This window comes from Bradyrhizobium sp. CCGB01, assembly GCF_024199795.1.
GTDB lineage: Bacteria > Pseudomonadota > Alphaproteobacteria > Rhizobiales > Xanthobacteraceae > Bradyrhizobium.
In genome coordinates, this window is sequence record NZ_JANADK010000001.1 from 2,204,674 (window position 1) to 2,230,014 (window position 25,341).

Annotated in this window: 20 protein-coding genes; 12 read left to right on the forward strand and 8 right to left on the reverse strand. The window is 64.4% G+C overall.

Annotated elements, in window-relative coordinates; translation table 11 throughout:
• Positions 1 to 8: 8 nt before the first annotated feature.
• The 4 genes from NLM25_RS09915 to NLM25_RS09930 all read right to left on the reverse strand — a co-directional run bounded on the left by NLM25_RS09915 (position 9) and on the right by NLM25_RS09930 (position 6,836).
• Positions 9 to 2,666, reverse strand: coding sequence for an autotransporter domain-containing protein (locus NLM25_RS09915; RefSeq protein ID WP_254136809.1), 2,658 nt, complete (start codon positions 2,664 to 2,666; stop codon positions 9 to 11).
• Between the two features lie 258 nt (positions 2,667 to 2,924).
• Positions 2,925 to 4,238: a GGDEF domain-containing protein gene (locus tag NLM25_RS09920; RefSeq protein WP_254136810.1), complete on the reverse strand. Its 1,314-nt coding sequence runs from the start codon at positions 4,236 to 4,238 to the stop codon at positions 2,925 to 2,927.
• Between the two features lie 246 nt (positions 4,239 to 4,484).
• On the reverse strand, positions 4,485 to 5,789 hold the full coding sequence (gene pncB / locus NLM25_RS09925; RefSeq protein WP_254136811.1) for a nicotinate phosphoribosyltransferase: 1,305 nt from the start codon (positions 5,787 to 5,789) through the stop codon (positions 4,485 to 4,487).
• Positions 5,790 to 5,909: 120 nt separating this feature from the next.
• The gene (locus NLM25_RS09930; RefSeq protein WP_254136812.1) at positions 5,910 to 6,836 is read right to left on the reverse strand and encodes a LysR family transcriptional regulator; all 927 of its coding nucleotides are present in this window, start codon (positions 6,834 to 6,836) and stop codon (positions 5,910 to 5,912) included.
• 94 nt (positions 6,837 to 6,930) lie between these two features.
• On the opposite strand from NLM25_RS09930, the gene pcaH reads away from it, so the two are divergent.
• Positions 6,931 to 7,719, forward strand: a complete 789-nt coding sequence (gene pcaH / locus NLM25_RS09935) for a protocatechuate 3,4-dioxygenase subunit beta (protein ID WP_254116709.1) — start codon at positions 6,931 to 6,933, stop codon at positions 7,717 to 7,719.
• A gap of 3 nt (positions 7,720 to 7,722) precedes the next feature.
• On the forward strand, positions 7,723 to 8,349 hold the full coding sequence (gene pcaG / locus NLM25_RS09940; protein WP_254136813.1) for a protocatechuate 3,4-dioxygenase subunit alpha: 627 nt from the start codon (positions 7,723 to 7,725) through the stop codon (positions 8,347 to 8,349).
• 24 nt (positions 8,350 to 8,373) lie between these two features.
• Here pcaG and NLM25_RS09945 read toward each other — a convergent pair whose 3' ends face one another.
• Together NLM25_RS09945 and NLM25_RS09950 are read right to left on the reverse strand one after the other, a co-directional pair.
• Positions 8,374 to 8,985: an NYN domain-containing protein gene (locus NLM25_RS09945; RefSeq protein WP_254116711.1), complete on the reverse strand. Its 612-nt coding sequence runs from the start codon at positions 8,983 to 8,985 to the stop codon at positions 8,374 to 8,376.
• A 358-nt stretch (positions 8,986 to 9,343) separates the two neighbouring features.
• Complete coding sequence (locus NLM25_RS09950) at positions 9,344 to 10,249, reverse strand: helix-turn-helix domain-containing protein (RefSeq protein WP_254136814.1); 906 nt, start codon at positions 10,247 to 10,249, stop codon at positions 9,344 to 9,346.
• Positions 10,250 to 10,300: 51 nt separating this feature from the next.
• Between NLM25_RS09950 and pobA the strand changes: the two genes are divergently transcribed.
• Positions 10,301 to 11,473, forward strand: a complete 1,173-nt coding sequence (pobA, locus tag NLM25_RS09955; protein WP_254136815.1) for a 4-hydroxybenzoate 3-monooxygenase — start codon at positions 10,301 to 10,303, stop codon at positions 11,471 to 11,473.
• 173 nt (positions 11,474 to 11,646) lie between these two features.
• Positions 11,647 to 12,711 (forward strand): SDR family oxidoreductase, encoded by a 1,065-nt coding sequence (locus NLM25_RS09960; RefSeq protein WP_254136816.1) that lies wholly within the window; start codon positions 11,647 to 11,649, stop codon positions 12,709 to 12,711.
• 26 nt (positions 12,712 to 12,737) lie between these two features.
• On the opposite strand, the gene NLM25_RS09965 is transcribed toward NLM25_RS09960, so the two are convergent.
• Both NLM25_RS09965 and NLM25_RS09970 read right to left on the reverse strand, forming a co-directional pair.
• On the reverse strand, positions 12,738 to 14,885 hold the full coding sequence (locus tag NLM25_RS09965; RefSeq protein ID WP_254136817.1) for an adenylate/guanylate cyclase domain-containing protein: 2,148 nt from the start codon (positions 14,883 to 14,885) through the stop codon (positions 12,738 to 12,740).
• 19 nt (positions 14,886 to 14,904) lie between these two features.
• Positions 14,905 to 15,573, reverse strand: a complete 669-nt coding sequence (locus tag NLM25_RS09970) for a hypothetical protein (RefSeq protein WP_254136818.1) — start codon at positions 15,571 to 15,573, stop codon at positions 14,905 to 14,907.
• A gap of 565 nt (positions 15,574 to 16,138) precedes the next feature.
• Between NLM25_RS09970 and NLM25_RS09975 the strand changes: the two genes are divergently transcribed.
• The 8 genes from NLM25_RS09975 to NLM25_RS10010 all read left to right on the forward strand — a co-directional run bounded on the left by NLM25_RS09975 (position 16,139) and on the right by NLM25_RS10010 (position 25,272).
• On the forward strand, positions 16,139 to 17,146 hold the full coding sequence (locus NLM25_RS09975; RefSeq protein WP_254141146.1) for a formylglycine-generating enzyme family protein: 1,008 nt from the start codon (positions 16,139 to 16,141) through the stop codon (positions 17,144 to 17,146).
• Between the two features lie 11 nt (positions 17,147 to 17,157).
• A complete protein-coding gene (locus NLM25_RS09980; protein WP_254136819.1) occupies positions 17,158 to 18,798 on the forward strand; it encodes an arylsulfatase in 1,641 nt (546 codons plus the stop codon).
• 96 nt (positions 18,799 to 18,894) lie between these two features.
• On the forward strand, positions 18,895 to 19,896 hold the full coding sequence (locus NLM25_RS09985; protein ID WP_375167826.1) for an AAA family ATPase: 1,002 nt from the start codon (positions 18,895 to 18,897) through the stop codon (positions 19,894 to 19,896).
• Positions 19,897 to 19,954: 58 nt separating this feature from the next.
• Positions 19,955 to 20,890, forward strand: a complete 936-nt coding sequence (locus tag NLM25_RS09990) for a DUF58 domain-containing protein (RefSeq protein WP_254136821.1) — start codon at positions 19,955 to 19,957, stop codon at positions 20,888 to 20,890.
• Positions 20,883 to 21,374 carry a DUF4381 domain-containing protein gene (locus NLM25_RS09995; RefSeq protein WP_254136822.1) on the forward strand — a complete coding sequence of 164 codons (492 nt, stop codon included), beginning with the start codon at positions 20,883 to 20,885 and terminating at the stop codon, positions 21,372 to 21,374. The genes NLM25_RS09990 and NLM25_RS09995 overlap by 8 nt, the downstream gene beginning before the upstream one ends.
• On the forward strand, positions 21,367 to 22,365 hold the full coding sequence (locus NLM25_RS10000) for a VWA domain-containing protein (protein WP_254136823.1): 999 nt from the start codon (positions 21,367 to 21,369) through the stop codon (positions 22,363 to 22,365). Before NLM25_RS09995 ends, NLM25_RS10000 begins: the two co-directional genes overlap by 8 nt.
• Entirely contained in the window at positions 22,358 to 23,881 is a 1,524-nt protein-coding gene (locus NLM25_RS10005; protein WP_254136824.1) for a VWA domain-containing protein, read from the forward strand. Before NLM25_RS10000 ends, NLM25_RS10005 begins: the two co-directional genes overlap by 8 nt.
• Positions 23,878 to 25,272, forward strand: coding sequence for a BatD family protein (locus NLM25_RS10010; protein ID WP_254136825.1), 1,395 nt, complete (start codon positions 23,878 to 23,880; stop codon positions 25,270 to 25,272). The genes NLM25_RS10005 and NLM25_RS10010 overlap by 4 nt, the downstream gene beginning before the upstream one ends.
• Positions 25,273 to 25,341 lie beyond the last annotated feature (69 nt).

The following is a 25,341-nucleotide window of genomic DNA, read 5'->3' on the forward strand; positions in this document are numbered from 1 at the left end:
CCAAGCGGCTACCACGCGTATCGAAGGCTCGCGGTCCCGGAATAGGTCGTGCTGTGAGCCGCGAACTCGCCGTCGAATTTGGCCGACAGCGCAACGCCGTTCGAGAACTTCAGCTCGGCTCCGGCAGATGCGAGCGCGGCGTTCTTTGCCGGCGTCGCGCCGTTGACGATGAAGCTCGCGCCGGGCAGCACCTGGAATGCGGCGACGAGCGTCGGATCGCTCACCCAATCATGGGCCCAGGCCGCGCGGCCGCGCAACGTCAGGACCGCATTCGGCGTCAGGAGCGTCGCGCGGTCGAAGCGCGCGCCGAGCTCGCTCCTGACGTCGCTGGCGGTGCGTCCCCGATAGGTCAGGCCAAAGCCGCTGCCGGCGAGATCGGTCTCGGTATAAGTCGGTGTGCGAAATGCCTGCGCCTGCGCCGCCGCGTATGGCGTGACGCCGCCGATCGCCGTGACGAAGCGATAGCCGCCCTCGATGCGGCCGCCGACGGTTTGCGCGTCGAACTTCGCGGTGAGCTGGTTGCCGAACGGCGCGAGTCGGTCCGTCGACATCCAGTGATTGGCCACGGCGAGCGAGGCGGCGAAATAGGCCGGGCCTGTGCGCACCGCGGTGTAGACGCCGGCCTGCATCGCATCGCTCTTGCCGCCGCCGATCGCCTGCGCGAGATCCCATCTGGTGCCGCCGCCCGAGAGCGCGAAGCCGACGAGCGCATCGCGGCTGAAGTGATAATCGGCGCCGGCTGCGACGCCGACGGCGCGCGCGCTGAGGTCATGACTGCCGATCACGACGGGATCGCCGCTGGTGCGGTTGGTGCCGCCGAACGCGGTGCCCCAAGCCGTCCAGCGCTCAGCAAAGACAGGCGCTTTCGCAGGCGGCACGCCCAGAACCTTGTTGTAGGCGAGGGCAATATCTTCAGGCATCGCGGCGCGCTCGGGGCTGAAGCCGAGCGCTGTGTCGCCCGCGCTCACGCCACCGCGCCCGCCGACGAATGGATCGAGCATCAGGCCGAGGAACTGGCTCGTGAACTCGAAGGCGCCCTGCTGGGCGCCGGTCGCCGCTTCACCCGAAAGCTGGTCCAGATTGTAACGGAGCTGGGCGTCGCTCTGGCCTGCGAAAGACGAGAGGAAGGGCAGATTGGGACCGAATGCGCTCAGTGCGCCGGCCACGGCGTTCTGGTTCTGCGTCTGGGCGATGGAGGGGAATCCGGCGTTGTTGTAGTTGAGCGTCAGGAGAACGTTGAATCCGTCATAGCTGAGGGAGGACGCGAACAGCTGCGGATTGTATCCGCTGACAGTCACGCCCGCGAAGCTGCCGGTGAGGCCAGCCGTCGTGCTGAGGATGGTATATTGCGTCGAGGGATTGTAGGCGCCTGCAAGCGTGGTGACGGCGACGGTGCCGCCGGTCAGCGTCGCGCTCACGGCGGCAATCTTGTCTGATTGTCCGGCCGCGTTGACCGAGATCGCGTACGTCGACCCCGACTGGAACGCCGCATTGCTGCTGACGACGAGTTGACCGAGATTGCCAGGCGCGACCGTGCCGCCCGACAGCACTGTGAGCGATCCGATCATGCCGCTGCCACTGAGCGTGCCGCCGCTCACGACCGTCCCGATGTTTGGCATCGAGCCGCTCACCTCAAGGGTGCCGGCCAGGACATTCATGCTCGCGAATTCGTTTGTCGAGCCATGCAGCGTCCAGTTGGAGCTTCCGGTCTTCTCCAGAGCCTCGAATTCCCGGAACTGACCGGACACACCAAACGTGTTGAGGTCGAACGCAGCGTTGACGGTCCCACCCAGACGCAGCGTGTCCGTTCCGTTGCCGCCGAGGACCCGCCCCGTGATGTTCGATCCCGCGCGCAATTCGAAGACGTCGCTGCCGTCCTTGAGATCGACAGCCGTGCTGACGCCGCTGCTGGTGATCGCGCCCGAGTTGATGACGGTGTCCTGATTGATCGAGCCGAGGATTGCCGTGCTAACACTTGAGATCACGCCGGCATTATTGATGACGTTGCCATTGCCTGCGCTGTTGAGATCGATGGCGGCGACGTTGCCGGCCTGGACAAGGCCGCTCGACAGGATGTTCACCTGGTTGCCCGCCGCCCCGGCGCCGATGCCGATGCCGATGGCTGCGGGAGCGGCGCTTCCAACCGTGCCTCCGATCACGACGAGGTTGTTGCTCGAATTGGCCAGGCCGAGGCTCGTCGAGGGGAAGGCCGTCGACCCAACCACGGCCCCTGCATCGATGGTTATGGTATTGTTGGTGCCACCGGTCACGGCGATGCCGTCGCTGCTGGTCGACATGACCGATGCGTTGCCGAAGACCCTGATTGCGCTGTTGGATGCCGCTTGAAGGAGTACGCTCGCAAAGGTGGGGTCGCTCACTGTGGTCGCCGTGGTGCCGTCGCCAATGTTGATGGTGACATTGTTGACCACGGGGGCTGTTTTGATCTGGGTGTTGCTTCCGACGCAGGTAATTGAATCGCCCGACTGAAGAGTCGTTAGCGTGCCGCTCCCGGTCACCACGCACACCGCTTGCGCCGGCGTGATGAACCACGGCAGCGAACTGCTTGCGGCGAAGGCACCGATCGCGGTGCTCAGGAGTAGCGTGCGCCGCCGAAGCGTGTTCGAACGGACGATCTTGCGCGGGGCCAGCAAACGATTCCAAGGCACTTCCGAACTCCTCTCACGGCACGTCCCGGTGGAATCGCGCCGCAAATATTGGGCAGTGCCATGCTTAGCGAGAGAGGCGCCGGCCATCGTGGGCCAGCGCGCAAGGTGATATGTCGAAATGCGAAAGACGCTGCGTTTTCAGAGCGATGTGGCCGCAGCGTCACAACTGCGCCGGGCGCCGGTTTCCCTTTTCGCGCCAAGGCGGATTAGCGCGCCATCGCCAGAGCTTGGGGCGAACCCAGCTTCCCGAGCCGGCAATCAGCCTTGCGCCGCGACGACCTCGCGCGTCCGTGACGCGACCACCACGACGTCCGGTCTGCCGCCGTCGACCTGAACGCGGTTGCGCCCCTTTTCCTTGGCGCGATAGCAGGCGGCATCCGCGCGCCGCATCGCATCCTCGAGCGTGGTGTTGCCGTCTGCGATACAGGCGACGCCGATGCTGGCGGTCACCGCAAAATAATGATCGTCCCAGGCGAAATTGAACAGCTCGAGCGACCGTCGCAGCCGTTCTGCGATATCGACGGCGTTCGAGGGCGCGCACCGCGGCAGGATCAGGCCGAACTCGTCGCCGCCGAGCCGGGCCACCAGATCATGCGGCCGCCGGTCCTGTTGCAGTAGGCGCGAGACCTGGCAGAGCAGGCGGTCTCCGGCGAGATGGCCGCAGCTGTCGTTGACGTTCTTGAACTGGTCGAGGTCGAGCAGGATCAGGCCGAGCGAACCCGTTGCGCTATTGTCCAGCTCGCTTTGCAGGCGCGCCTCGAAGGCGCGGCGGTTGGACAGGCCGGTCAACCAGTCGTGCGATGCCTGCCAGGCCAGACGCTCCTTTTCGGCATGCAGCGCATCCTCGAACGCCTGCCGTTGCAGCATCAAGCGCCGCGTGTGCCAGATCAGGAGCAGGATCAGCGTCGCGGCCGCCACGATGTTGATGCACGTCAGCGTCACCTTGATGGCGCGGGAGCCTTCGCCGAGGACAGCAGAGAACCGTTTTGCATGCACCGTGAACTGCGCGTTGAGGTCCGAGAGCCGCGACGACAGGAGCCGCAGGCGGTCGCGGTCCTCGACGGGGCCGTGCTGCAATTCAGACCGGATGACCTCGCCGAAGATGCTGAGCTCCAGCAGCATGGGATCGGTGGCCGCCCATTCACGGATCGCTTCCTGGAGGAAGCTGACGCGATTGAAATAGCGAAACAGCCAGATCAACCCCGGAATGTCGTCGGGATGGTTGCCGCCTTGCAGAAAGCCGATGCGGGCGGCCTCGACGTCGACCGGATCGCGCTCGAGGGCCCACCTTGCGTATTCGTCGCCGATGGGGACGGCGAGCGAGGTCTGGTACTGCGCGAACTGGCTCGCCTCGCCCGAATGCAGGTAGAGATTGAGGAAGTAGACGGCGTTCTTCTGTGACCGCGACCACATCGCTTCGCCCGCGACATAGGCGCGGACCGATGACATCACCTCGAGGCTGAATCCCGCGATCGCCGCCTGCAAAACGACGACCATCACGAATGGCGAGACGAGCTTGATGACGTGAAGGAAACTGCGTCTCCTCGTCGACGTCGCTGTTCTGCGAAACACCCTGCATTCCCCAAATCGCTCAACGACCCCAGCGGAGCGTCGCGCCTGCAACGCCAAGTAGTGGAGAAAGTTGCTTAACTGGGCATCAAAGACGCAGGCGACTGCGCCGCAGGGTGAAAGCGTTGTGAAGCCGGTGCCGGCAGATCGCTTCAAATGCCGGCAAACCGGAACCAGCGCGGCAATGGCCGCGCCAGTCCCTCGCATTTGTCCAGCGTGGTTTACCTGACCGAGAGATTTGGTTTGGCGCTAGACCAGCACCGGCGTGCGGACGCGGCCGGCGTCGCCGAACACGCGCAAATAACGCTCGATCTCCGACGGCATGCCGGTGGCCTTCTCCGGATTGTCGGAGAGCTTGACGGCCGGGCGTCCGTCGACCGACGACACCTTGCAGACCAGCGAGATCGGATCGAGATTGAACGAGCCGTCCGGTGCGCAGCCGACGAAATCGTTGGTGAGGTTGGTGCCCCAGCCGAACGAGAGCCGGACGCGGCCGGTGAAGTGGTGATAGGTCTCCTCGATCGAGCCGACATCCATCGCGTCGGAAAACACGAGCAGCTTGTCCTTCGGGTTGCGGCCCTTCTTCTGCCACCAGGCAACGATCTCCTCGCCGGCCTGGACCGGGGGGGCGCTGTCGGGGCGGAAGCCGGTCCAGTCGGCGACCCATTCCGGTGCATCGCGCAGGAAGGCCTTGGTGCCGAAGGCGTCGGGCAGCGCGATCAGGAGGTTGCCGCCATAGGTCTGGCGCCACTGGTCGAGGATGCGATACGGCGCCCAGCGCAATTCCTCGTCGTCCTTGGCGAGCGCAGCCGCCACCATCGGCAGCTCGTGCGCGTTGGTGCCGATGGCTTCGAGATCATTGTCCATCGCCAGCAGCACGTTGGAGGTGCCGATGAAGGACGGGCCCAGGCCTTCCTTCACCGCCTCGACGCACCAGCGCTGCCAGAGGAAACCGTGGCGGCGACGGGTGCCGAAGTCGGAGAGCCGCAAATTCTCGAGCTGGCGCAGCCGCTCGACCTTGGTCCACAGCTTGGCCTTGGCGCGGGCATAGAGCACGTCGAGCTCGAAGCGGCCGCGGCCCTTCATCGCGGCGCGCGATCGCAACTCGTTGAGGATGGCGAGCGCCGGAATTTCCCACATCGTGGTGTGGGTCCAGGGACCGTGGAAATGCAGCTCGTACTGGCCCTCGACCTTGCGCAGCTCGTATTCGGGCAGTCGGAATTCGGCCAGCCAGCGGATGAAGTCCGCCGAGAACATGTGGGTCTTGCCGTAGAAGGTGTTACCGGCAAGCCAGATCAGTTCTTTCTTGGTGAAGCGGAGGGTGCGGGCATGGTCGAGCTGGGCGCGCAGCTCGCCCTCGTCGATGATCTCGGCGAGCCGCACATGGCGCGAGCGGTTGATGACCGAGAAGGTCACCTGCTGACCCGGGTACGATTCCCGAATCATTTGCAACATCAATAGCTTGTAGAAGTCGGTATCAAGCAGGCTGCGGATGATGGGATCCAGCCGCCAGCTGTGATTGTAGGTCCGGCTCGCAATGTCGGTCACTGTCATGGGACAATTCTAGCGTGGCCGTCCCGACGCAACCAGTGGGTTTGATGGGGGCGGGCCATCGCATGGGCGCGGACCGCGGAAGAGGCGCGCGGAGAACGGGGCGTAACCCGCGCGCCGAATTCAGCTCCCGGCGGTTGCAGCCACAGACTCCAGTTGTGCCCTGATCCAGCGATGGGCCGGATCTTTCTGGTAGCGCTGGTGCCAGACCATGAACATCGGCAGCTCGGCCAGCGTGCGCGTCCGCGACGCCAGTGGAATCGGCGTTTGCGCGAAACCGCGCATCACGCCGGAGGCGAGCAGGCTCGGCATGCTCGCCAGCATCTGCGAGCCGCGCAGGAAGGGCGGTACGCCGGAAAAGCTCGGCACGGAGATGGCGATGTCACGATGGAAGCCGTTCGCCGCCAGCCGGCGGTCGAAGTCGAGCCGCTCGTTGTCGGTATAGACCACCGTGACGTGGCGCGCCGCGAGATAGGTGCTGCGGCCGGCCGGAGCGGTCCGCGCCCTGGGATCGAAGTAGCAGACGTAGTGGTCGCTGAGCAGGCGCTTCTGCACGATGTCGACGCCGGAGGGCGGCAGCGGCGTGATCAGGAGATCGCAGCGGTTTTCGCGCAGCATCGCGGGCGAGGGCGACTGCGAGGGGATCACGCGCAGGTTCAGGCTCTTCACCTGCGCCGCGACATGATCGAAGAACCGCGGCAGCAGCAGATCGCGCTGGAAATCATTGGCTGCGATCGTCAGCGAAAGCTGCGCCCGCGCCGGCTCGAAGGTGACGCCGCCGGCAAAGCTGCGCATCTCGTCGATCAGCGCCCGCGCCTTCGCAGCCAAGGCCTGGGCATGGGCGGTGGCGACGATGCCGCGGCCGGATTTGGCAAACAGCGGATCGCCCGCGATCCGCCGCAGCTTGTTCAGCCCGTGGCTGACCGCCGATTGCGTCAGTCCGAGTCGCGTGGCCGCCGCCGTCACGGAGCCTTCTTCCAGCACGGCAAGGAACAGTTCGAGGGCGTGGCCGTCGAGCGCCAAATGATCGATTTCTTTCATATAATTCATTATAATCGATCTATTTATCTTGAGAATAGGTCAGCCCATGATCTCCCGATAAGCCGCGCGCCCGGAACCGGCGCCCCAGGGAGAGACAACGCCGATGAATGTCCAGGCGCCAGCCTTGCAGGATCCCCGCCTCAATCGCCCCGAGCCGTTCACGCCGCCGCTCGGCGACGGCGGCTTCTTCCAGCGCGACCGCAATATTCATCCGCCGGCGCATGCGCCCGGTTACAAATCCTCGGTGCTGCGTTCACCGCGCCAGGCGCTGCTGTCGCTTGAGAATTCGATCTCGGAGATCACGGGGCCGGTGTTCGGCCACAACGATCTCGGCCCGCTCGACAACGACCTGATCCGCAACTACGCCAAGGACGGCGATCCCGTCGGCGAGCGCATCATCGTCCATGGCCGCGTGCTGGACGAGACCGGCCGCGGCGTGCCGAACACGCTGGTCGAATTCTGGCAGGCCAATGCCGGCGGCCGCTACCGGCACAGGAAGGACACGTATCTGGCGCCGGTCGATCCGAATTTCGGCGGCTGCGGCCGCGCGCTGAGCGACGACACCGGCTACTATTATTTCCGCACCGTGAAGCCGGGCCCCTATCCCTGGCGCAACTACGTCAACAGCTGGCGTCCCGCCCACATCCATTTCTCGGTGTTTGGCTCGGGCTTTGCGCAGCGGCTGATCACGCAGATGTATTTCGAGGGCGATCCCCTGATCCCGGTCTGTCCGATCCTGACGACGATCCCGGACAAGGACGCGCTCGACCGCCTCGTGGCGCCGCTCGACCTCAACGCCTCGACGCCGCTCGACTCGCTCGCCTACCGTTTCGACATCGTGCTGCGCGGCCAGCGCTCCACCTACTTCGAAAATCGCACCGCAGGGAACTGAGCCATGCCGCAGCCGCTCAACTATCTCAAGGAAACGGCCTCGCAGACCGCCGGGCCCTACGTCCATATCGGCCTTATCCCGGCCATGGCCGGCTTCGACATCTTCGAGAAGAATTTTTCGAACGTGCTGGTGACGCCGGGCACCAAGGGCGAACGCATCACGCTGGAAGGCAAGGTACTCGACGGTAGCGGCTCGCCGCTGCGCGACGTGCTGCTCGAGATCTGGCAGGCCAATGCGGCCGGCCGCTACAACCATCCGGCAGACCGCTCCTCCGGCGCGCTGGACGAGGATTTCCGCGGCTGGGGGCGCGGGGGTTCGGATTTCGACAGCGGCCTCGTCACCTTCGAGACCATCAAGCCCGGCGCCATCACCGACAAGGCGGGGCGCAAATGCGCGCCGCATGTCAATGTCTGGATCGTTGCGCGCGGCATCAACATCGGCCTCAACACGCGGCTCTATTTCTCCGATGAAGAGGCTGCGAACGCCGCCGACCCGGTGCTCAACCTGATCGAGCAGCCTGCCCGGCGGGCGACGTTGATCGCAAAGCGCACCGAGCGCGCCGGCAAGGTCGTGTACTCCTTCACGATCAATTTGCAGGGGCCGGAAGAGACGGTGTTCTTCGACGTGTGAGGGATCGGCGGCCGTCCCGCAGGATCATTCCACCTGGTCGCCGCGATCGATCGCTCCGCGCGAGAGGAATTGCGGTAGCTGACGCATCTCGCGCGATCCCGGCCGGCCAGCCGGATCGCGCCCCACTTTTGGTTTCAGTTCCGCCAAATCAATGAACACGTCCGCCTGTCGGCGTAGGTCGTCGGCGACCATGGGGGGCTGAGTGGAGAGTGTGGAGACGACCGTCACGCGGACACCGCGGCGTTGCACGGCTTCCACCAGCGAACGAAAATCCCCATCGCCCGAGAACAACACGATCTGATCGACGTGCCCGGCGAGTTCCATCGCTTTTACAGCGAGGTCGACATCCATTCTGCCCTTCAACTTGCGGCGGCCGGTGGTGGCGTCGATGAACTCCTTGGTGAGCTTGGTGACGACGGTGTATCCGTTATAGTCGAGCCAATCGATCAAGGGGCGGATTGAAGAATACTCCTGATCCTCGACGACGGTCGTGTAGTAGAACGCCCGCAACAGCGTACCGCGGCTTTGGAATTCGCCGAGCAGACGCCTGTAATCGATGTCGAAACCGAGCGCCTTTGAGGTGGCATAGAGATTGGAGCCGTCGATAAAGAGTGCGATCTTCTCAATCGAAGACATTATGCACAAACCTCCCGTTCCGCGCGAAAGCCGGCCGATCCAGCCGCCAGGGTGCGGTCTGTCGGCCGGAAGATACCGAAGGCGCCGATGGCTTGCTGAAAAAGCGGCGCCGGCGACCGGACGGGGGGCCGCCTTGCGCCAAGGTTAGGGAGGGTTCCATGCCACCAGCGCCAGGGCGCCGAATGCAGCCACGCTAAGGCGCGCGCATTCCCTGCTCAATTGTACTGAGGTTAAGCGCTTCTATCCAAAGGATAGCACCGCATATACGAAGGTAAGTGGCTGCGCCGGCAACAGGGGCCATTGCGGTTCGCAGCGTGGCCTCCGGTCGATGGGCAAGCCTGGTCTTTCGTCCGATGCGTCAGCCTTCGTCGCCATGGAGCCGCGCGCGAAAGGCGCGCGGCGACAGTCCCGTGGCTGCGGCGTAGACGCGGCTGAAATAGGCGGGGTCGTCGAAACCGAGCGTGTAGGCGATCGTCGAGACCGGCAGATTGGTGTAGACGAGATTGCGCCGCGCCTCGCGGATCAGCCGGTTGAGGATCAGGTGCGAGGCGGTGTCGCCGGTCGCCGCCCGCGTCACCCGGTTGAGATGGGTCGGCGTGATCGACAGCGCATCGGCATAGTCAGCAACGCTCCAGCGTTCCAGATGATGCTGTTCCAGCAGCGCCTCGAAGCGGCGGAAGAGGCCGCTTTCCGCCGTGCCGTTGCCGCCGCTCTCGCTGGTGAGCGCGCGAGCCACCAGCCCGATCATCGCCGCCGACAATGCACGCAGCACATGCGCTCGGCCGAAATCGCGCGCGGCGTGCTCGGCGAAGATCTGCTTCATGGTGGTGCGGATCTGCGGCGTGCCGCGCACCACGGCCGATCGTGACAGGGCGCCGCGCAGTCCTTCCGAGGCAAGCAGTGCCTCGTCCAGGATTTCCGCGGCGATGGTCAGCACCCAGCCCTGGGTATCAGGCTCGAAACGGAAGCCGTGGACATGACCGACCGGCACGTTGACGATCTGCATCGGCCGGAGCGGCACCGCGCGCCCGTCGAGCGTCGCCTCGCCGCCGCCGCGCTCGATCAGCAGCACCTGGTGCAGCCGGGCATGGCGGTGCACGGCCAGAGTCCAGTCGTGCAGCACCGAGCGCGACGCGATCGTCTCGCAATGCACGACGTCGGGCAGATCGCCGGACTCGCCGAAGAGGTTGTAGACCCGGATTGCCGGGGCAGGGGCTGCGCTTCTCATGTTCGAATAGTACAAGACAAAGACGAAACCCTCCATCGGTTTGCAGCGCCCCATCTGCAAAAAGCGCACCGACGGGAGGACGCAAAAATGAAAGTTCAGGTCTGCATCATCGGCGGTGGGCCGTCCGGGCTGCTGTTGTCCCAGCTCCTGCACCTGAAGGGCATCGACACGGTCGTGCTGGAGAAATACAGCCGCGACCACGTGCTGGCCCGCATCCGTGCCGGCGTGCTCGAGCACGGCTTCGCCAGGCTGATGCGCGAGGCGCAGTGCGGCGAGCGGATGGACCGCGAGGGCGAGATCCACAACGGCTTCGAGATCGCGCATGACGGCGTCCTCTCCCATATCGACCTGCACAAGCATTCCGGCGGCAATTCGGTGCTGGTCTACGGCCAGACCGAGCTGACGCGGGACCTCTACGAGGCGCGCGACCGGCTCGGCGGCAAGGTCGTGCACAATGCCGAGGACGTGACCCCGCACGATCTGACGTCGGACCGGCCCTACGTGACCTATCGGTCGAACGACGAAATCGTCCGCATCGATTGCGATTACGTCGTTGGTGCCGACGGCTTTCACGGCGTCAGCCGCAAGGCGATCCCGAAGGACGTGCTACGCGAATACGAGAAGGTGTATCCGTTCGGCTGGCTCGGCGTGCTGTCCCGAACGAAACCGGTGTCGCCGGAGCTGATCTATGTGAAGCACGCGCGCGGCTTTGCGCTCTGTTCCCTGCGCTCGCAAGTGCTGAGCCGCTACTATGTCCAGGTGCCATTGACCGACAAGGTGGAGGACTGGAGCGACGATGCGTTCTGGGCCGAGCTGAAGCGCCGCCTGCCGGACGAGGTCGCCGGCCGCCTGATCACGGGTCCATCGATCGAGAAGAGCATCGCGCCCCTGCGCAGTTTCGTCGCCGAGCCGATGAGCTACGGCCGCCTGTTCCTCGCCGGCGATGCCGCCCACATCGTGCCGCCGACCGGCGCGCGCGGGCTCAACAGCGCAGGCTCCGACATCTACTACCTCTACCACGCCATGCTCGCGCATTATCAGCACGGCGACGATTCCGGCCTTGCGGGCTATTCCGCCAAGGCGCTTGCGCGGATCTGGAAAGCACAGCGTTTTTCGTGGTGGATGACGATGCTGCTGCATCGCTTTCCCGACCGGCTCGACTACGAGGACCGGCTTCAGCAGACGGAGCTCGAATACCTGCTTTCGTCCGAGACGGCACAGCGGCTGCTGGCGGAGAATTATGTGGGACTGCCGTTTTAGCGGTTTGTGACCGGTTAGCCGACATTGCCGCTTCGAAGGGGAGCTCTCCTCGCGGCACGAAGCGAGTTCGCCCGTCAGGCCGGTTCCCTTTCAATAAGTGGTGACGGGCGCCGAAATGGTCTGTTGCCTTGTGCGATCGTTCCTACCTCCTCGACCGAACAGGAGGCACGGCGATGACGAACACAGCGCTTGTGGTCGGTGCGAGCGGTATTGTCGGCAACAATCTCGCCCGCCATCTTAGCAATCGCGGCTGGCAGGTGCTTGGGCTCGCAAGGCGCCCACCAAGCGACCTTGAGGGTGTTCGTGCCATCGCGGCCGATCTGCAGGATCCAGCCTCGCTTCGCGACATCCTGGCGAGCCTTCGTCCCACCCACGTGTTTCTCGCCACATGGCTGCGTCAGCCGACCGAGGCAGAAAATATCCGCGTTAACGCTGCGATGGTGCGCAACGTGCTGCGGGCACTCTCCGGCGCAAGTACGCTCTCTCATGTCGCGCTGGTCACAGGGCTAAAGCATTACCTGGGACCGTTCGAGTCCTACGGTAAGGGCAGGCTGCCCGCGACGCCATTCCGCGAGGAGCAACCGCGGCTGGATGTCGAGAACTTCTACTACGCGCAGGAGGATGAACTATTCGATGCAGCCAGGCGCGGTGGTTTCAGCTGGAGCATTCACCGCCCGCACACGATCATCGGCTATGCGATCGGAAACGCCATGAACATGGGAACGACGCTTGCCGTCTACGCGACGATCTGTCGAGAAACGGGGCGGTCCTTTCTCTTTCCCGGCTCGGCGACGCAATGGACTGGCTTGACGGATATGACGGATGCCAGATTGCTGGCGCGGCACCTGGAATGGGCCGCGATGACGACGACGGCGCGAAACCAGGCGTTCAACGTCGTCAATGGCGATGTCTTCCGATGGAGCTGGATGTGGGCGCGACTGGCCGACTGGTTCGGGTTGCAGCCCGCCCCCCTTCCAGACGAAATTTCGCCGCTTCAGCGGCAGCTTGCCGATTCAAGCCGGATATGGGCTGATATTGCGCGCAAGTATGATCTCGTCGAAAGCGACCTCTCCGTCCTTTCGTCGGCATGGCATACCGATGCCGACTTGGGCCGACCTATCGAAGTCGTCACCGATATGAGCAAGAGCCGCAAGCTCGGTTTCCTCGAATATCAGGCGACGGACGATAGTTTTTTCGATCTCTTCAGCAGGTTGCGCGCCGCGAACGTGATTCCTTGAGCCTTCTGACGAAGGGTGAGAAACCGTTACTTTCCTTCCAGCGTATTGACCGGCGTCCACTCTGGCGATGGTGGATTTGCGGCGAGGGCTTTCGCGCGTCTGGCGAACAGTGCCGACGCCGGGTCGATTTTCGCGACGCCGTCGAACGCCTCAGCCGCCCTCGCAAATTCCCTTGTCCGCCAGCAGGCCAGCCCGTCCGCATACGCCGCGGCCACCTTTGTCTGCTCCGTGCTCTCTGCGCCCTTGTCCGCCAGCGGCTCGAACACCTTGATCGCCTCGCCGCGGCCCATCACCCTGATCGCATCGAGCTCGCGCCAGGCAAAGGTGCCGCCGGTCTGCGCCATCGTCGTTTCCGAGGCCATGATGGCGGTGCCGTAATATTTGTTGGCGCCTTCCAGGCGGGAGGCGACGTTCACGGTGTCGCTCATGACGGTGTAGTTGAAGCGGCGCCGTGAGCCGATATTGCCGACGACGGCCTCGCCGCTGTTGAGGCCGATGCGGTGCGACAGGCCGTGGCCGGCGAAGGCCGGATTGTTGGCGTTGAGGTCCGCGAGCTTCTCGTGGCATTTCAGCGCGGCATGCACAGCGTTGCGCGCGTGCGCGGGATCGTCGGCCGGCGCGCCGAACATCGCGACGATGGAGTCGCCGATATATTTGTCGACGTAGCCGCCATGGCCTTCGATGATGTCGGTCATGGCGGAGAGATATTCGTTCATCAGCGTCACCAGCTCGCCCGGCGTCATGGTCTCGGCAATGGAGGAGAAGCCGCTGAGATCGGAGAAGAACATGGTGACGTTGCGTGACTCACCGCCGAGCGCCGGCATCTTGCCGGAGGCGACCATGGTGTTGATCACTTCCGGGGCGAGATAGAAGGCGAAGCTCTTGCGCAGGAAGCGTTCGTCGCGATCGGCCAGCACGAAGCGATAGCCGATCATCATCGCGAGTGCGGCAAGGCTCGCGAGCGCAGGCTCGGTCAAAGGCAGCGCCAGGGCGTGGACGAATGCGCCGACGGCGACGGCGGCGTAAACCGCGGTGAGGGCGAACCAGGCAATGAGGGCGCCGCTCGGTGCCAGCATGCAGGCTGCGCAAGCGATGACCGCCGCGAACACGATCGTAAGAATGGTCCGCAGCGGAAAGCCGAGTTCGGTCACGGCATCGCGCTCGATCAGGTTTCGGACGACGGCCGCATGCACGAAGACACCGGCGACGTCGCTGCGAGCCTTTGCGGTTCTTGCCGGGCCGGGCAGGGCGCATCGCGCGGCCGGCGCGCCGTCATGCCCGCCGGACAGGCGCATCGAGGTGAGCTTGCGGTCCTCGAAATTGAGGATGGTGCCGAGCAGCACGACCTTGCCGTCGAAAGCGCGGCGGAAGAATTCGTGGTCATCTTTTTCGACGCAGGCGCGCAGATCGGCGAAGGAGAAGGTCGGAACGTCGCCGCCCAGCCCTCGAAAGTTGAGTGTCAGCGTGTTCGGCACTGCACTTGGGATCGCGTAGCCCGACAGCTCGGTCGCACCGGAGGGCGCAATCTCGGGCTTTCCGCCGAGCGCGCGCGCCGCGAGCTCGACGGCCATGGCGGGCACCGGCTTGCCGTCGATCGAGAAGCTGAGCGGCATTCGCCTGATGACATCGTCCGCGTCGGTATGGACATTGAGTGCGCGGATGTTGGTTCGCACCGCCAATTGCTGCGCGCGGTAAGGTCTGTCCGGATGGTCGTTGCTCAGGATCTCGCCGAGCACCAGTTTTCCGTTGTCGGAGAGTTGCCGGAGCGCGATCAGATAGTCCCGGTCAAACCCCTTCATGCGCGTGCCAAGCGGCGCGTCGCCAAAGGGAATCTCCGACTGCTCGATCGAGCTCGGAAAGATCACGTCGAAGCCGATCACCTTGGCGCCGCCGTCGGTGATGCTGCCGAGCACCCGGCCGATCTCGCGCGTCCAGGTCTGCGTCGGCGATCCCTTGAAGGGCGGGGTGTCGTAGGTCTCGCCGTCGATAGCGACGACGACGACCGGCGATGTCGCGGGATCGCGGCGGTCGCTGATGAGCTTGCCGCGCAGGGCCGTGAGGATATCGAGCGACAGGCCTTGCAGCGCCTGGAGCGGCGGCGACGTGAAGACCGCGCCCGCAATGAGCGCAATCAGGATCGCCGCAACGATGTCCCGCCTGCCGATCCGCCGCATCGCCCCGTCGCTAGGCTGCCTATTCGAGCCGCAACAGGCGGCCGACGATCGGCGTCGGTGACGACGTGGCGCTGGCGTCGACCTGGAAGGCGTAGCGCTTGGTGCCGAGAATGGCGAGATAGCTGCCGCCCGGGGTCAGCGATTTCCCGGCCTTGGCAAAGTCGTAGAACTTGCCGCTGATCATGACATCGTTCTTGAGCGGCACGCTGATCGTGGGCTCCTTGCCGTCGGTGCGTTCGATCACCAGCGTGCTGCCGCTCTTGGCCTGCACCAGCGGGGCGACGCCGTAGAGCGTCGGCAGCTTGGCCGGCGCGCCCTTCGAGTCCGACCGCATGGTACGGAAGGTCGTCGCGGCGCTCTGGTTCGCCTCGCGCTCCGACAGTTTTGCCGCATTGGTGTCGCAGGGGACCTTCTCCCGCTTGACCTCGCCGAGCTGCACGGTGCTCTGCTCGGCGCCGACCAGGACGACGCCCTCGCTGATGGTCTCGCGCTGGCAGGATTTGAGATAGCTGAGCGTGATGCTGGCCTTGGGCCCGAGCTTGATGATCTTGCCCGGCGCCACATAGTCCATGAACGCGATGCCATCGACCTTGCCCTGGACGTCCTCGACGATCGCGGCCGGGGTCTCCGCCAAAGCGGGGGCCGCAAAACAGAGCGCGCCGACTGCGGCGCCGATCAGGCTTTTCATGGGAATTCTCATCCAATTGACCGATGTATGACCGGTCCCAACCTGGCCCCATGCTTAGCAGCGGAACGTCCAGGCAAGTGTGACCAGAATCACTCTTAGATATTGGTGCACTTTATCCCAGATAGGTTCAATGTGAACGGGATCTGCACCCAAGGATTGCCGGCTTGGCGGGGGCTAATGAGGTCCTCAACCGTTGTCGTGCCGGAGCGCGCTCGCGCAGGACCTGGGTCGTTAAGCCTCACCAGCCGGTCCGGCGTGCTGGCACAAACTGCACATCACAGCAGTCCAATCTTCGGATACCGTTTGTAACGTTGGCGAATTTGGTCGGAGGCGCTCCGCGAATGGCAGGGCGCACGCGGCGGGGTTTTGCCGATTGGTAAAAAAACGCGCGCGAAAGAGGAAGAGATGCTGACGCAATGCGGCGTCTTTCATCTTCACCCCGAGCGCCAAAAAGAGGGGACAAGGGCGATGCGTCCAGAATGCCGGGCAACGTGCCGCCGTCGACGCCTGCTGAAGTCCGCGCCGTAGCATCGGGTGGCATGCGTGTATCGGAGTTTCCACCATGTTGTTGCGGGCGGATCGGGATCACTGCGAGTGGTTGCCGGATAATGTGAAGACCGGCGAGATGGTCTTCATTCCCGGCGGGACCTTCCGTATGGGATCCGACCATCATTACCCTGAGGAGGCGCCGAGCCATCGCGTCTCCGTCGATGGTTTCTGGATCGACCGCACGCCGGTCACCAACCGGCAGTTCAAGCAATTCGTCAACGCGACCGGCCACGTCACCGAAGCGCAGATCGTTCCGGACCCCAAGGACTATCCCGGCGCGCTGAAGGAGATGCTCTACGCCGGCTCGCTCGTGTTCTCGCCGCTGCCGCGCATCACCGACCTGTCCGACTGGAGCCAGTGGTGGTCGTTCATGCGCGGCGCCAACTGGCGACATCCCTATGGCCCCGGCAGCAACATCAAGGGCCTCGACGATCACCCCGTCGTCCACGTCTCCTATAGCGACGCGGCCGCCTACGCCCGCTGGGCTGGCAAGGAGCTGCCGACGGAAGCCGAATGGGAGTTCGCCGCGCGCGGCGGCCTCGACGACGAGGAGTTTGCCTGGGGCGATGCGCTGATGCCCGGCGGCAAGCACATGGCCAACATCTGGCAAGGCAATTTTCCCGTCCAGAACACCGGCGAGGATGGATTCGAGCGTACCTCGCCGGTCATGGCTTTCCCTGCGAACGGCTACGGCCTCCACGACATGATCGGCAATGTCTGGGAGTGGACCGCGGACTGGTGGTCGTTAAAGCACCATGCGGATGCGGCAAAGCCGTGTTGCATTCCACGCAATCCGCGCGGCGGAAATGAGGATGCGAGCTTTGATCCATGTCAACCAACCATACGCATCCCGCGGAAAGTGTTGAAGGGCGGTTCGCATCTGTGTGCCCCCAATTACTGCCGACGTTACCGCCCCGCTGCACGGCACGCCGAGCCGATCGATACCTCAACAAGTCACGTCGGCTTTCGCTGCGTGGTGCGGATACCTGCTGACGCCAGCTCACCGGTACCTTCGGGGAAGTAGGGAGTATCAAAATGGGAAGTGACGTGAAGGAGACGGCCAAGACTTGCGCAAACGAAACTGACAAGAGCCGAAAATCGCTTTTCCGTGGTCTGCTCCGTGCGGCTCTGGTTGCGACAAGCCTGAGTCCTCTCATCGACACGTCAGCCGTCGCGCAGCAGCCGAACACGGCCAAGCCGAACATTCTTGTCATCTTCGGAGACGACGTCGGCCAATCCAACATCAGCGCCTACACGCGGGGCCTCGTCGGATACAAGACGCCGAACATCGATCGGATCGCCAACGAAGGCATGATCTTCACCGATTACTACGCCGAGAACAGCTGCACGGCGGGCCGATCCACCTTCATCACCGGACAAGTCTGCCTGCGCACCGGCTTGTGCAAGGTCGGCATTCCCGGCGCGGCGGTTGGATTGCAGGACCGCGACGTGACGATCGCGCAGGCGCTCAAGCCGCTCGGTTACGCCACGGGCCAGTTCGGCAAGAACCATCTTGGCGACCGCGACGAATATCTTCCGGTCAAGCATGGCTTCGACGAGTTCTTCGGTAATCTCTATCACCTCAATGCTGAGGAAGAGCCGGAGCGTCCTTATTATCCGAAGAACGATACAACGTTCACCAAGAGCAATTCACCCCGCGGCGTGCTCAAGGCCTCGGCCGACGGCAAGATCGAGGACACGGGACCGCTGAACCGCAAGCGGATGGAAACGGTCGACGACGAGACCACGGACGCCGCGATCGATTTCATGAAGCGGCAGGCGCGCGCCAACAAGCCTTTCTTTACCTGGATGAACACCACGCGCATGCACGCCTTCACCCACGTGCGCCCCTCGATGCAGGGACAGAGCGGCATGCCCGGCAATGAATATGCCGACGGCATGATCGAGCACGATGGCGACGTCGGCAAGCTTCTCAAGACGCTCGACGAACTCGGCATCGCCAACAACACCATCGTTGTCTACACCACCGACAACGGCCCCAACCAGTGGTCCTGGCCGGACGCCGCGACGACGCCGTTCCGCAGCGAGAAGGACACGAACTGGGAAGGCGCATTCCGCGTTCCCGCGATGATCCGCTGGCCCGGCCGCATCAAGGCCGGCGAGGTCTCCAACGAGATCGTCTCGGGTCTCGACTGGTTTCCGACGTTGCTGGCTGCGGCCGGCGACACCGACGTCAAGGACCGCCTCCTGAAGGGCACCGATCTCGGCGGCAAGACCTTCAAGGTTCATCTCGATGGCTACAACCAATTGCCCTACTTGACGGGACAGCAGCCGAAGTCGGCGCGGAACGAGTTCTTCTATTTCAACGACGACGGCGATCTGGTCGCTTATCGCTACAACGACTGGAAGATCGTGTTCTGCGAGCAGCGCAAGCCGGGCGGCTTCGAGGTCTGGGCGAACCCATTCACCTGCTTGCGCGCGCCGAAAATGTTCAACTTGCGGATGGATCCTTTCGAGCGTGCCGACGTAGTGTCCGATCAATACTACGATTGGTTCGCGAAGAACGCCTATCTGATCCAGTACGGAACCTGGCGCGTGGCTCCATTCCTTCAGACCTTCAAGGACTACCCGCCAAGCCAGCGCTCGGCGAGCTTCAGCATCGACCAGATGGTCGAAGGACTGATGAAGTCGCTCGATAAGACCGCGCCGAAATAGCGCTTCAGACGCTTGCATCCGGCCGCCGCGTCCGGCGACCGGAGCTCTTCCTGATCCGCAACAATAAAAAATTAGCGTATGAATCAGATGAGAGCCGTGACAGACTCAAAACCTTCGAAGAGCTCATCCGCCCGCGACGCCGTGCTCGATCTCAAGTCGCGCATCGGCAAGTCCGTGCTCGGGCAGGATCATCTGGTCGAGAGCATGCTGATCGGTCTGCTTGCCAACGGCAACCTGCTGATCGAGAGCCTGCCCGGCCTTGCCAAGACCCGCGCGGTCAAGACGCTCGCCAAGCATCTCGCGGCGGATCTGTCGCGCGTGCAGTTCACGCCGGATCTGTTGCCGTCGGATGTGACCGGCGCGGAGATCTACGTCCAGACCGACAAGGGCGGCCAGTTCGAGTTTCAGAAGGGACCGATCTTCGCCAACCTGGTGCTCGCGGACGAGATCAACCGCGCGCCGGCCAAGGTGCAGTCCGCGCTGCTGGAGGCCATGGAGGAACGTCAGGTCACGGTCGCCGGCAAGACCTACAAGATGCCCGATCTGTTCATGGTGCTCGCGACCGAGAATCCGATCGAGCAGGAGGGGACCTATCCGCTGCCCGAAGCGCAGCTCGACCGTTTCCTGATGCATGTCGTCATCACCTATCCGGACGAGGCCACGGAAGGCGAGATCATCCGGCTCAACCGCACCGAGAATGCGCAAGCCCCGAAGGATCATTCCTCGGAGCCGCCGCCGATTCCTCAGCAGGCCATCCTGGACGCGCGCGGCGAGATCGACGGCATCTTCGTGTCGGATCTCGCCGAGAAGTACATGGTCGACGTCGTCTACGCGACGCGTTTCCCCGGCCGCTATGGCGAGCCCCTGAGCAAATGGATCCAGGTCGGCGCGAGCCCGCGCGGCAGCCTCGCGCTCGACCGCTGTGCGCGCGCCCGCGCCTGGCTCGATGAGTATGACTTCGTGACGCCCGATCACGTTCGGGCGGTGATCCACGATTGCCTGCGGCATCGCATCATCCTCAGCTACGAGGCGATCTCGCAGGGCGTCACGCCTGATCAGGCGATCGACAAGATCACCGAACTGGTCGCGACGGCCTGAGGCGGACATGAGCGAGACATCAGCCAGATTGCCGGGTGTCTATGTCGATCTCGACGACATGATCGCGCTCGAATATCGCGGACGCAAAGTCTCCTTCCTGCCGCGCCAGCCGGTTCATAGCCTGCTTTCCGGTCGCTTCGCTTCCCGCATGCGTGGCCGAGGCCTGAACTTTGAGGAGATCAGGGACTATCGCGCCGGCGACGACGTCCGCTCAATCGACTGGAAGGTGACGGCGCGTCTGCAGAAGCCGCATATCCGCGTCTTCAACGAAGAGCGCGACCGGCAGACGATCCTCGTGGTCGACCAGCGCCTGTCGATGTTTTTCGGCAGCCGGCGCGCGATGAAATCGGTCACGGCGGCCGAGGCCGCAGCGATCGGGGCATGGCGCGTGCTGGGCGCCGGGGACCGTGTCGGCGCGGTTGTGTTCGGTGACCGTGAGCTGGTCGAGGTGAGGGCACGGCGCAGCCGCGCGACCGTGCTTCAGATCCTGGCCGCCATCGTCGCGCAGAACCAGGCGCTAGGTGTCGGGCGCGGACTGGTCTCGGCGCCGGCAATGCTCAATACCGCACTCGATCATGCTCGCCGCCGTGCACCGCACGACGCCGTCATCGTCATCATCAGTGATTTCGACGGCGCGGACACGACGACTCGTGAAGCGGTTAAGGCCCTTGCCCGGCACAACGACGTGATCGCAGCTCTCGTCCACGATCCCCTGCAAAGTGATCTGCCGCCATCGGCCAGCATGACCGTGACCGACGGTGAATTGCAGATCCGGCTCGATGTCGGGCGCGCCAGCGTCCGCAAGAGCGTGTCGCAGGCCACGCAGGATCGCCTGAAGGGCATCTTCGACTGGACCCGCGAGATCGGAATCCCCGTGCTGCCACTGAGCGCGGCGGAAGACACCGCTGCACAGCTCCGCCGCCTGCTCGGTGGACTGCCGGCGCGTCAGGGCCGAACGGCCGCGCACAGCCAGACGGAGGCAGCCCTTGGCTGATGGCTCCGCCGCAGCTGTTGATCCCGTGGCCGGCTTGATCGACATCGCGCTGCCGCGCGAGGTGAGCCTCTGGCCGCAAACCTGGGAGGCGTGGCTCGCAATCGTGCTTCTGGTTGCCGCCGTCAGCGTAGCGGCTTGGCGCTATGCGCATCTTCGCCACATCAACCGATATCGTCGCGAGGCGCTCGCAGAGCTGCAAGGGATCGAGCACGCCGGCAATGCGGGGCCGTCGGAACTGCTGTCGCGGCTGACGATGCTGGTGCGGCGCACGGCGCTCGCAGCGTTCCCGCGGGAGAAAGTCGCGCCCCTGGTCGGGCCGGCATGGCTCTCCTTCCTCGATCGCAGCTATGGCGGTGACGAATTCTCGCATGGCGTCGGTCGCCTGCTCGTGAGCGGTCCATATCGGCAGCTCCCGCCCGAGGGAGCAGAGCTGCAATTGCTGGTCCACCTCGTCCGCCGCTGGATCAGGGGGCACCATGCTTGAATTCGCCTGGCCATGGCTGCTCCTCTTGTTGCCGCTGCCGATCCTGGTCTGGTGGCTGCTGCCGCCTTACCGGGCGCGGCAGGCGTCGATCCAGGTGCCGTTCTTCGACAGGCTGGCAGCGGCGACCGGTCAGACACCACAGCGCGGCGCCGTCGTTCTGGAACGGCGGGCGGTGCAGATGATCGCGGCAGCGGTGATCTGGGCGCTGCTGGTTGTGGCGCTGGCACGGCCGCAATGGGTCGGCGATGCCGTGACGCGGGATGTATCCGCACGCGACCTGATCCTGGCGATCGACATCTCGGGGTCGATGGACCAGCGCGACTTCAAGGCGCCGGACGGCACGACGCTCACCCGTCTCGATGGCGTCAAACGCGTGCTCAGCGATTTCATTGCCCGCCGCAAGGGCGATCGTATTGGCCTGATCCTGTTCGGCACCAGGGCGTATGTGCAGGTGCCGTTCACCCAGGACCTTCAGACCGCGCAGCAACTGCTCGATCAAGCTGCGGTCGGCATGGCGGGCCAGCAGACGGCGATCGGCGATACGATCGGCCTTGCCATCAAGACGTTCGCGGCCAGCACATCTAAGCAGAAGCTGCTGGTGCTCTTGACCGACGGCAACGACACGGCAAGCCGCGTTCCGCCCGAACACGCAGCCGACATCGCCCATCAGAACGACGTCACCGTCTATACGATCGGCGTCGGAGATCCCGCAGCCTCTGGCGAGAACCGCGTCGATCTCGGCGTCTTGCAGCGCGTCGCTAGCACCACGGGCGGCCATTTCTTCAGGGCCGAAAACGGTGCCCAGCTCCAGGCGATTTATGCCGACATCGACCGGCTGGCGCCGGCAAAGCTACAGACCCAGTCGTGGCGGCCGAAGCAGCCGCTGTTTCAATGGCCGCTCGGCGCCGCTGTCGTGCTCGGCCTGCTGCTGTGGCTCGCGCTTCTGCTCGGAAGCGAATGGCGCCGGATGAGGAGCGTGAGCCATGCCTGAGGTGGCCACGATGCCCTTTCATCTCCTGCGCCCGCTCTGGCTTCTGGCGCTGATCCCGCTTGCCATCGTGTTCGCCGTGTTGCTTCGCCGGCGAAGCGCGGGCGTGCAATGGGGCAGGGTGATCGCGCCCCATCTCCTGACCCATCTGATCGTGCGGCCGCAGCGCGGACGCCACATCGATCCGCTCTATCTGGTCGCTGGAGCGCTGACGCTCGGCATCGTCGCTCTGTCCGGGCCGACGTGGCGACGTGAATTGCCGCCCTTTGTCGAAGACAAGGCGCCGCTGATGATTGCGCTCGCCGTCGGCTCGTCGATGAGCGGGACCGATGTCGCGCCCTCCCGCCTCGAACGTGCCAAGCAGAAGATCAGTGATCTGCTTGCGGCGCGCGCCGGCGCCAGGACGGGACTCGTCGCCTATGCCGGCACCGCGCATCTGGTGATGCCGCCGACCGACGACCGCTCTGTGATCGCGCCGTTCCTGGCCGCGCTGGCTCCGGGATTGATGCCGACCGACGGCAAGAATGTCGTCGCGGCGACCTCGCTGGCTGCGAATGCGCTGGCGTCAGAGCCCGTTGCCGGAACCATCCTGCTGGTCGCCGACGATTTCGGCGCTGCCGATGCGGCCACGGTGCGTCAGGCGGCCGGGCGCAACAATCTCGTCGTCCTGGCGGTCAGCGCGGACGCCTCTCCACTGCCGGCCGGCTTCGATGCCGTCAGGGTCAGTATCGACGGCACCGACATCGCGCGGCTCGAACGGCGGATCGAGACACGTTTCCAGGCCGCCCAGGGCGATGCGTTCGGCACGCAATGGCGCGACGAGGGTTATTGGCTGCTGCCGTTGCTGGCATTGTTGAGCCTGCTCTGGTTCCGGCGTGGCACGACGGTGGCCTGGATTCTCGCTCTCTGCCTCGTCTCGCACGCATCGCCGTCGCGCGCCGAGTCGGCATCGCGGTTCACCAGCCTGTGGCTGACGCCGGATCAGCAGGGGCGGCTCGCCTTCGACCGCGGTGATTACCGCGCCGCGCAAACCCTGTTCGCTGATCCGATGTGGCGCGGCATCTCGGCTTACCGCAGCTATGATTTCATCGCCGCAGCCGAGGAGTTCGCGAAGGTCGACACATTGGAAGGCAAATTCGCGCTCGGCAATGCGCAGGCGCAGAATCATGCCTACGAGAAGGCACTCAAGATCTACGACGAGGTGTTGAAGGCAGAGCCCGGCAATGCCGCCGCGAAGACCAATCGCGCCATCGTGCAGGCGGCGCTGGATGCGCAGGAGGAGAAGCGCCGCAAGCAGGAGCAAAACGACGCCGCGCCGCCCGACCTGAAGGCGGACGAAATGCGGGTTGATCCCAAGCAGAAGGGCGGCAAGCGGATCACTGTCACGCCGCAGGACGTCACGACGGCCGGCGCGGCCGAAGCCTGGATGCGCCAGGTCCAGACCTCGCCGGCAGACTTTCTCAAGCTGAAGTTTGCGATCCAGGCGGCCGCTCCGGCACAAGGGAGGGCATCGCAATGAGAGCTTGGGTGGGCTCCATCGCTGTGCTGCTCGGCTGTGCGCTCCAGTCGCAGGGTGCGCGCGCGCAACAGGCTGTGACGCCTGATCCGATCGTGCAGATGACAATCGACCCGCCACGAATCGTGGTCGGGCAGCAGACGACGCTGAGCATCCTGGTCCTGGCGCCGAACTACATGACATCGCCGCCCGAACTGCCGGACTTCCAGGTTCGCAACGCAGTGACTCGGCAACTGCAAAGCGTCAACACCAACGAGCAGCGCGACGGCGTGTCCTATGCAGGGGTACGCTTCGAATACGCGATCTCGCCGCAGGAACCGGGCTCTTATGCCGTGGCAGGCCAGAGCGTCAGGATCAAATATGCGGCCGAGCCACCTGCCGTACGCGACGTGAACCTCGCGCTGCCGTCGGCTTCATTCGAGGCGTTCATCCCGGATGCGGCAAGCACGCTGAACCCGTTCGTGTCGGCCAGCAGCTTGACCGTCGAGCAGGACATCAAGCGCTCGGCCGATCCGCTCAAGGCCGGCGATGCCGTGACCCGGACGATCACGATCAGGGCGGAGGGCACGCCGGCGATGTTGCTGCCCCCTCAGCAATTCCCAGTCATCGACGGCCTAAAGCTCTATCCGGCGCAGCCGAAGCTCGATGACAAGGTCGACGGACGCACCGACGTCATGACGTCGACCCGCGTCGACTCCGCGACTTACATGGTGGAGCGTGCGGGCGACTATTTGCTGCCCGCCGTCGATATGGGCTGGTGGAATGTCGGGAGCGGCAAGGTCGAACAAGCGCATCTCGATGCCGTGCCGGTCAAGGGCGTCGCGGCAGCGGCAGGCTCGACCTTCGCGGTCGGCTCGAATGAGGAGCGGAATTGGGACCGCATCGCCGATTTTGTCACGGATCACTGGCTGACTGCGCTGCTGCTGGCGGTCGTTGCTGCCGTGCTGGCCTGGTTCGCACCTCGTATCGCTCGCCGCGCGGCGATGGATTTCCATCGCCGGCACACGGCTTATCTCCGGTCGGAGGCGTTTGCATTCCGACGATTGCGACGCGCGATCCGTCATCGCGACGCCGGAAGATCGTATTTTGCGCTGCTCGAATGGCTGCCGCACGTCGACGCAGCGTCACCGTCCCTCACGGCCCGTGACTTCAAGGCCGCTGCGCGCGATCCGGAGCTGGATCGGCAACTCGGGGCGCTCGAGAGGAAACTGTTTGCAAGCCGACGCGACCCGGCCCGCTGGTCCCCGCGCGATTTATTGCGCCACGTGTCCGCTGCTCGCCATCGGCTGCGTCCGCGTGCCGGCCACAGTGACGCGGCGGGCTTGCCCAAATTTTTGAATCCGGTTGGAACTTCGCACGTCGCTGCACATCAGAACAGAAGGCCCGCCAGATAAGCGAAGCACAAGGAGACCATTTCAGACGGAACGGACGATCGAAACTCGGTATCACCTGCGCTAGCCAAC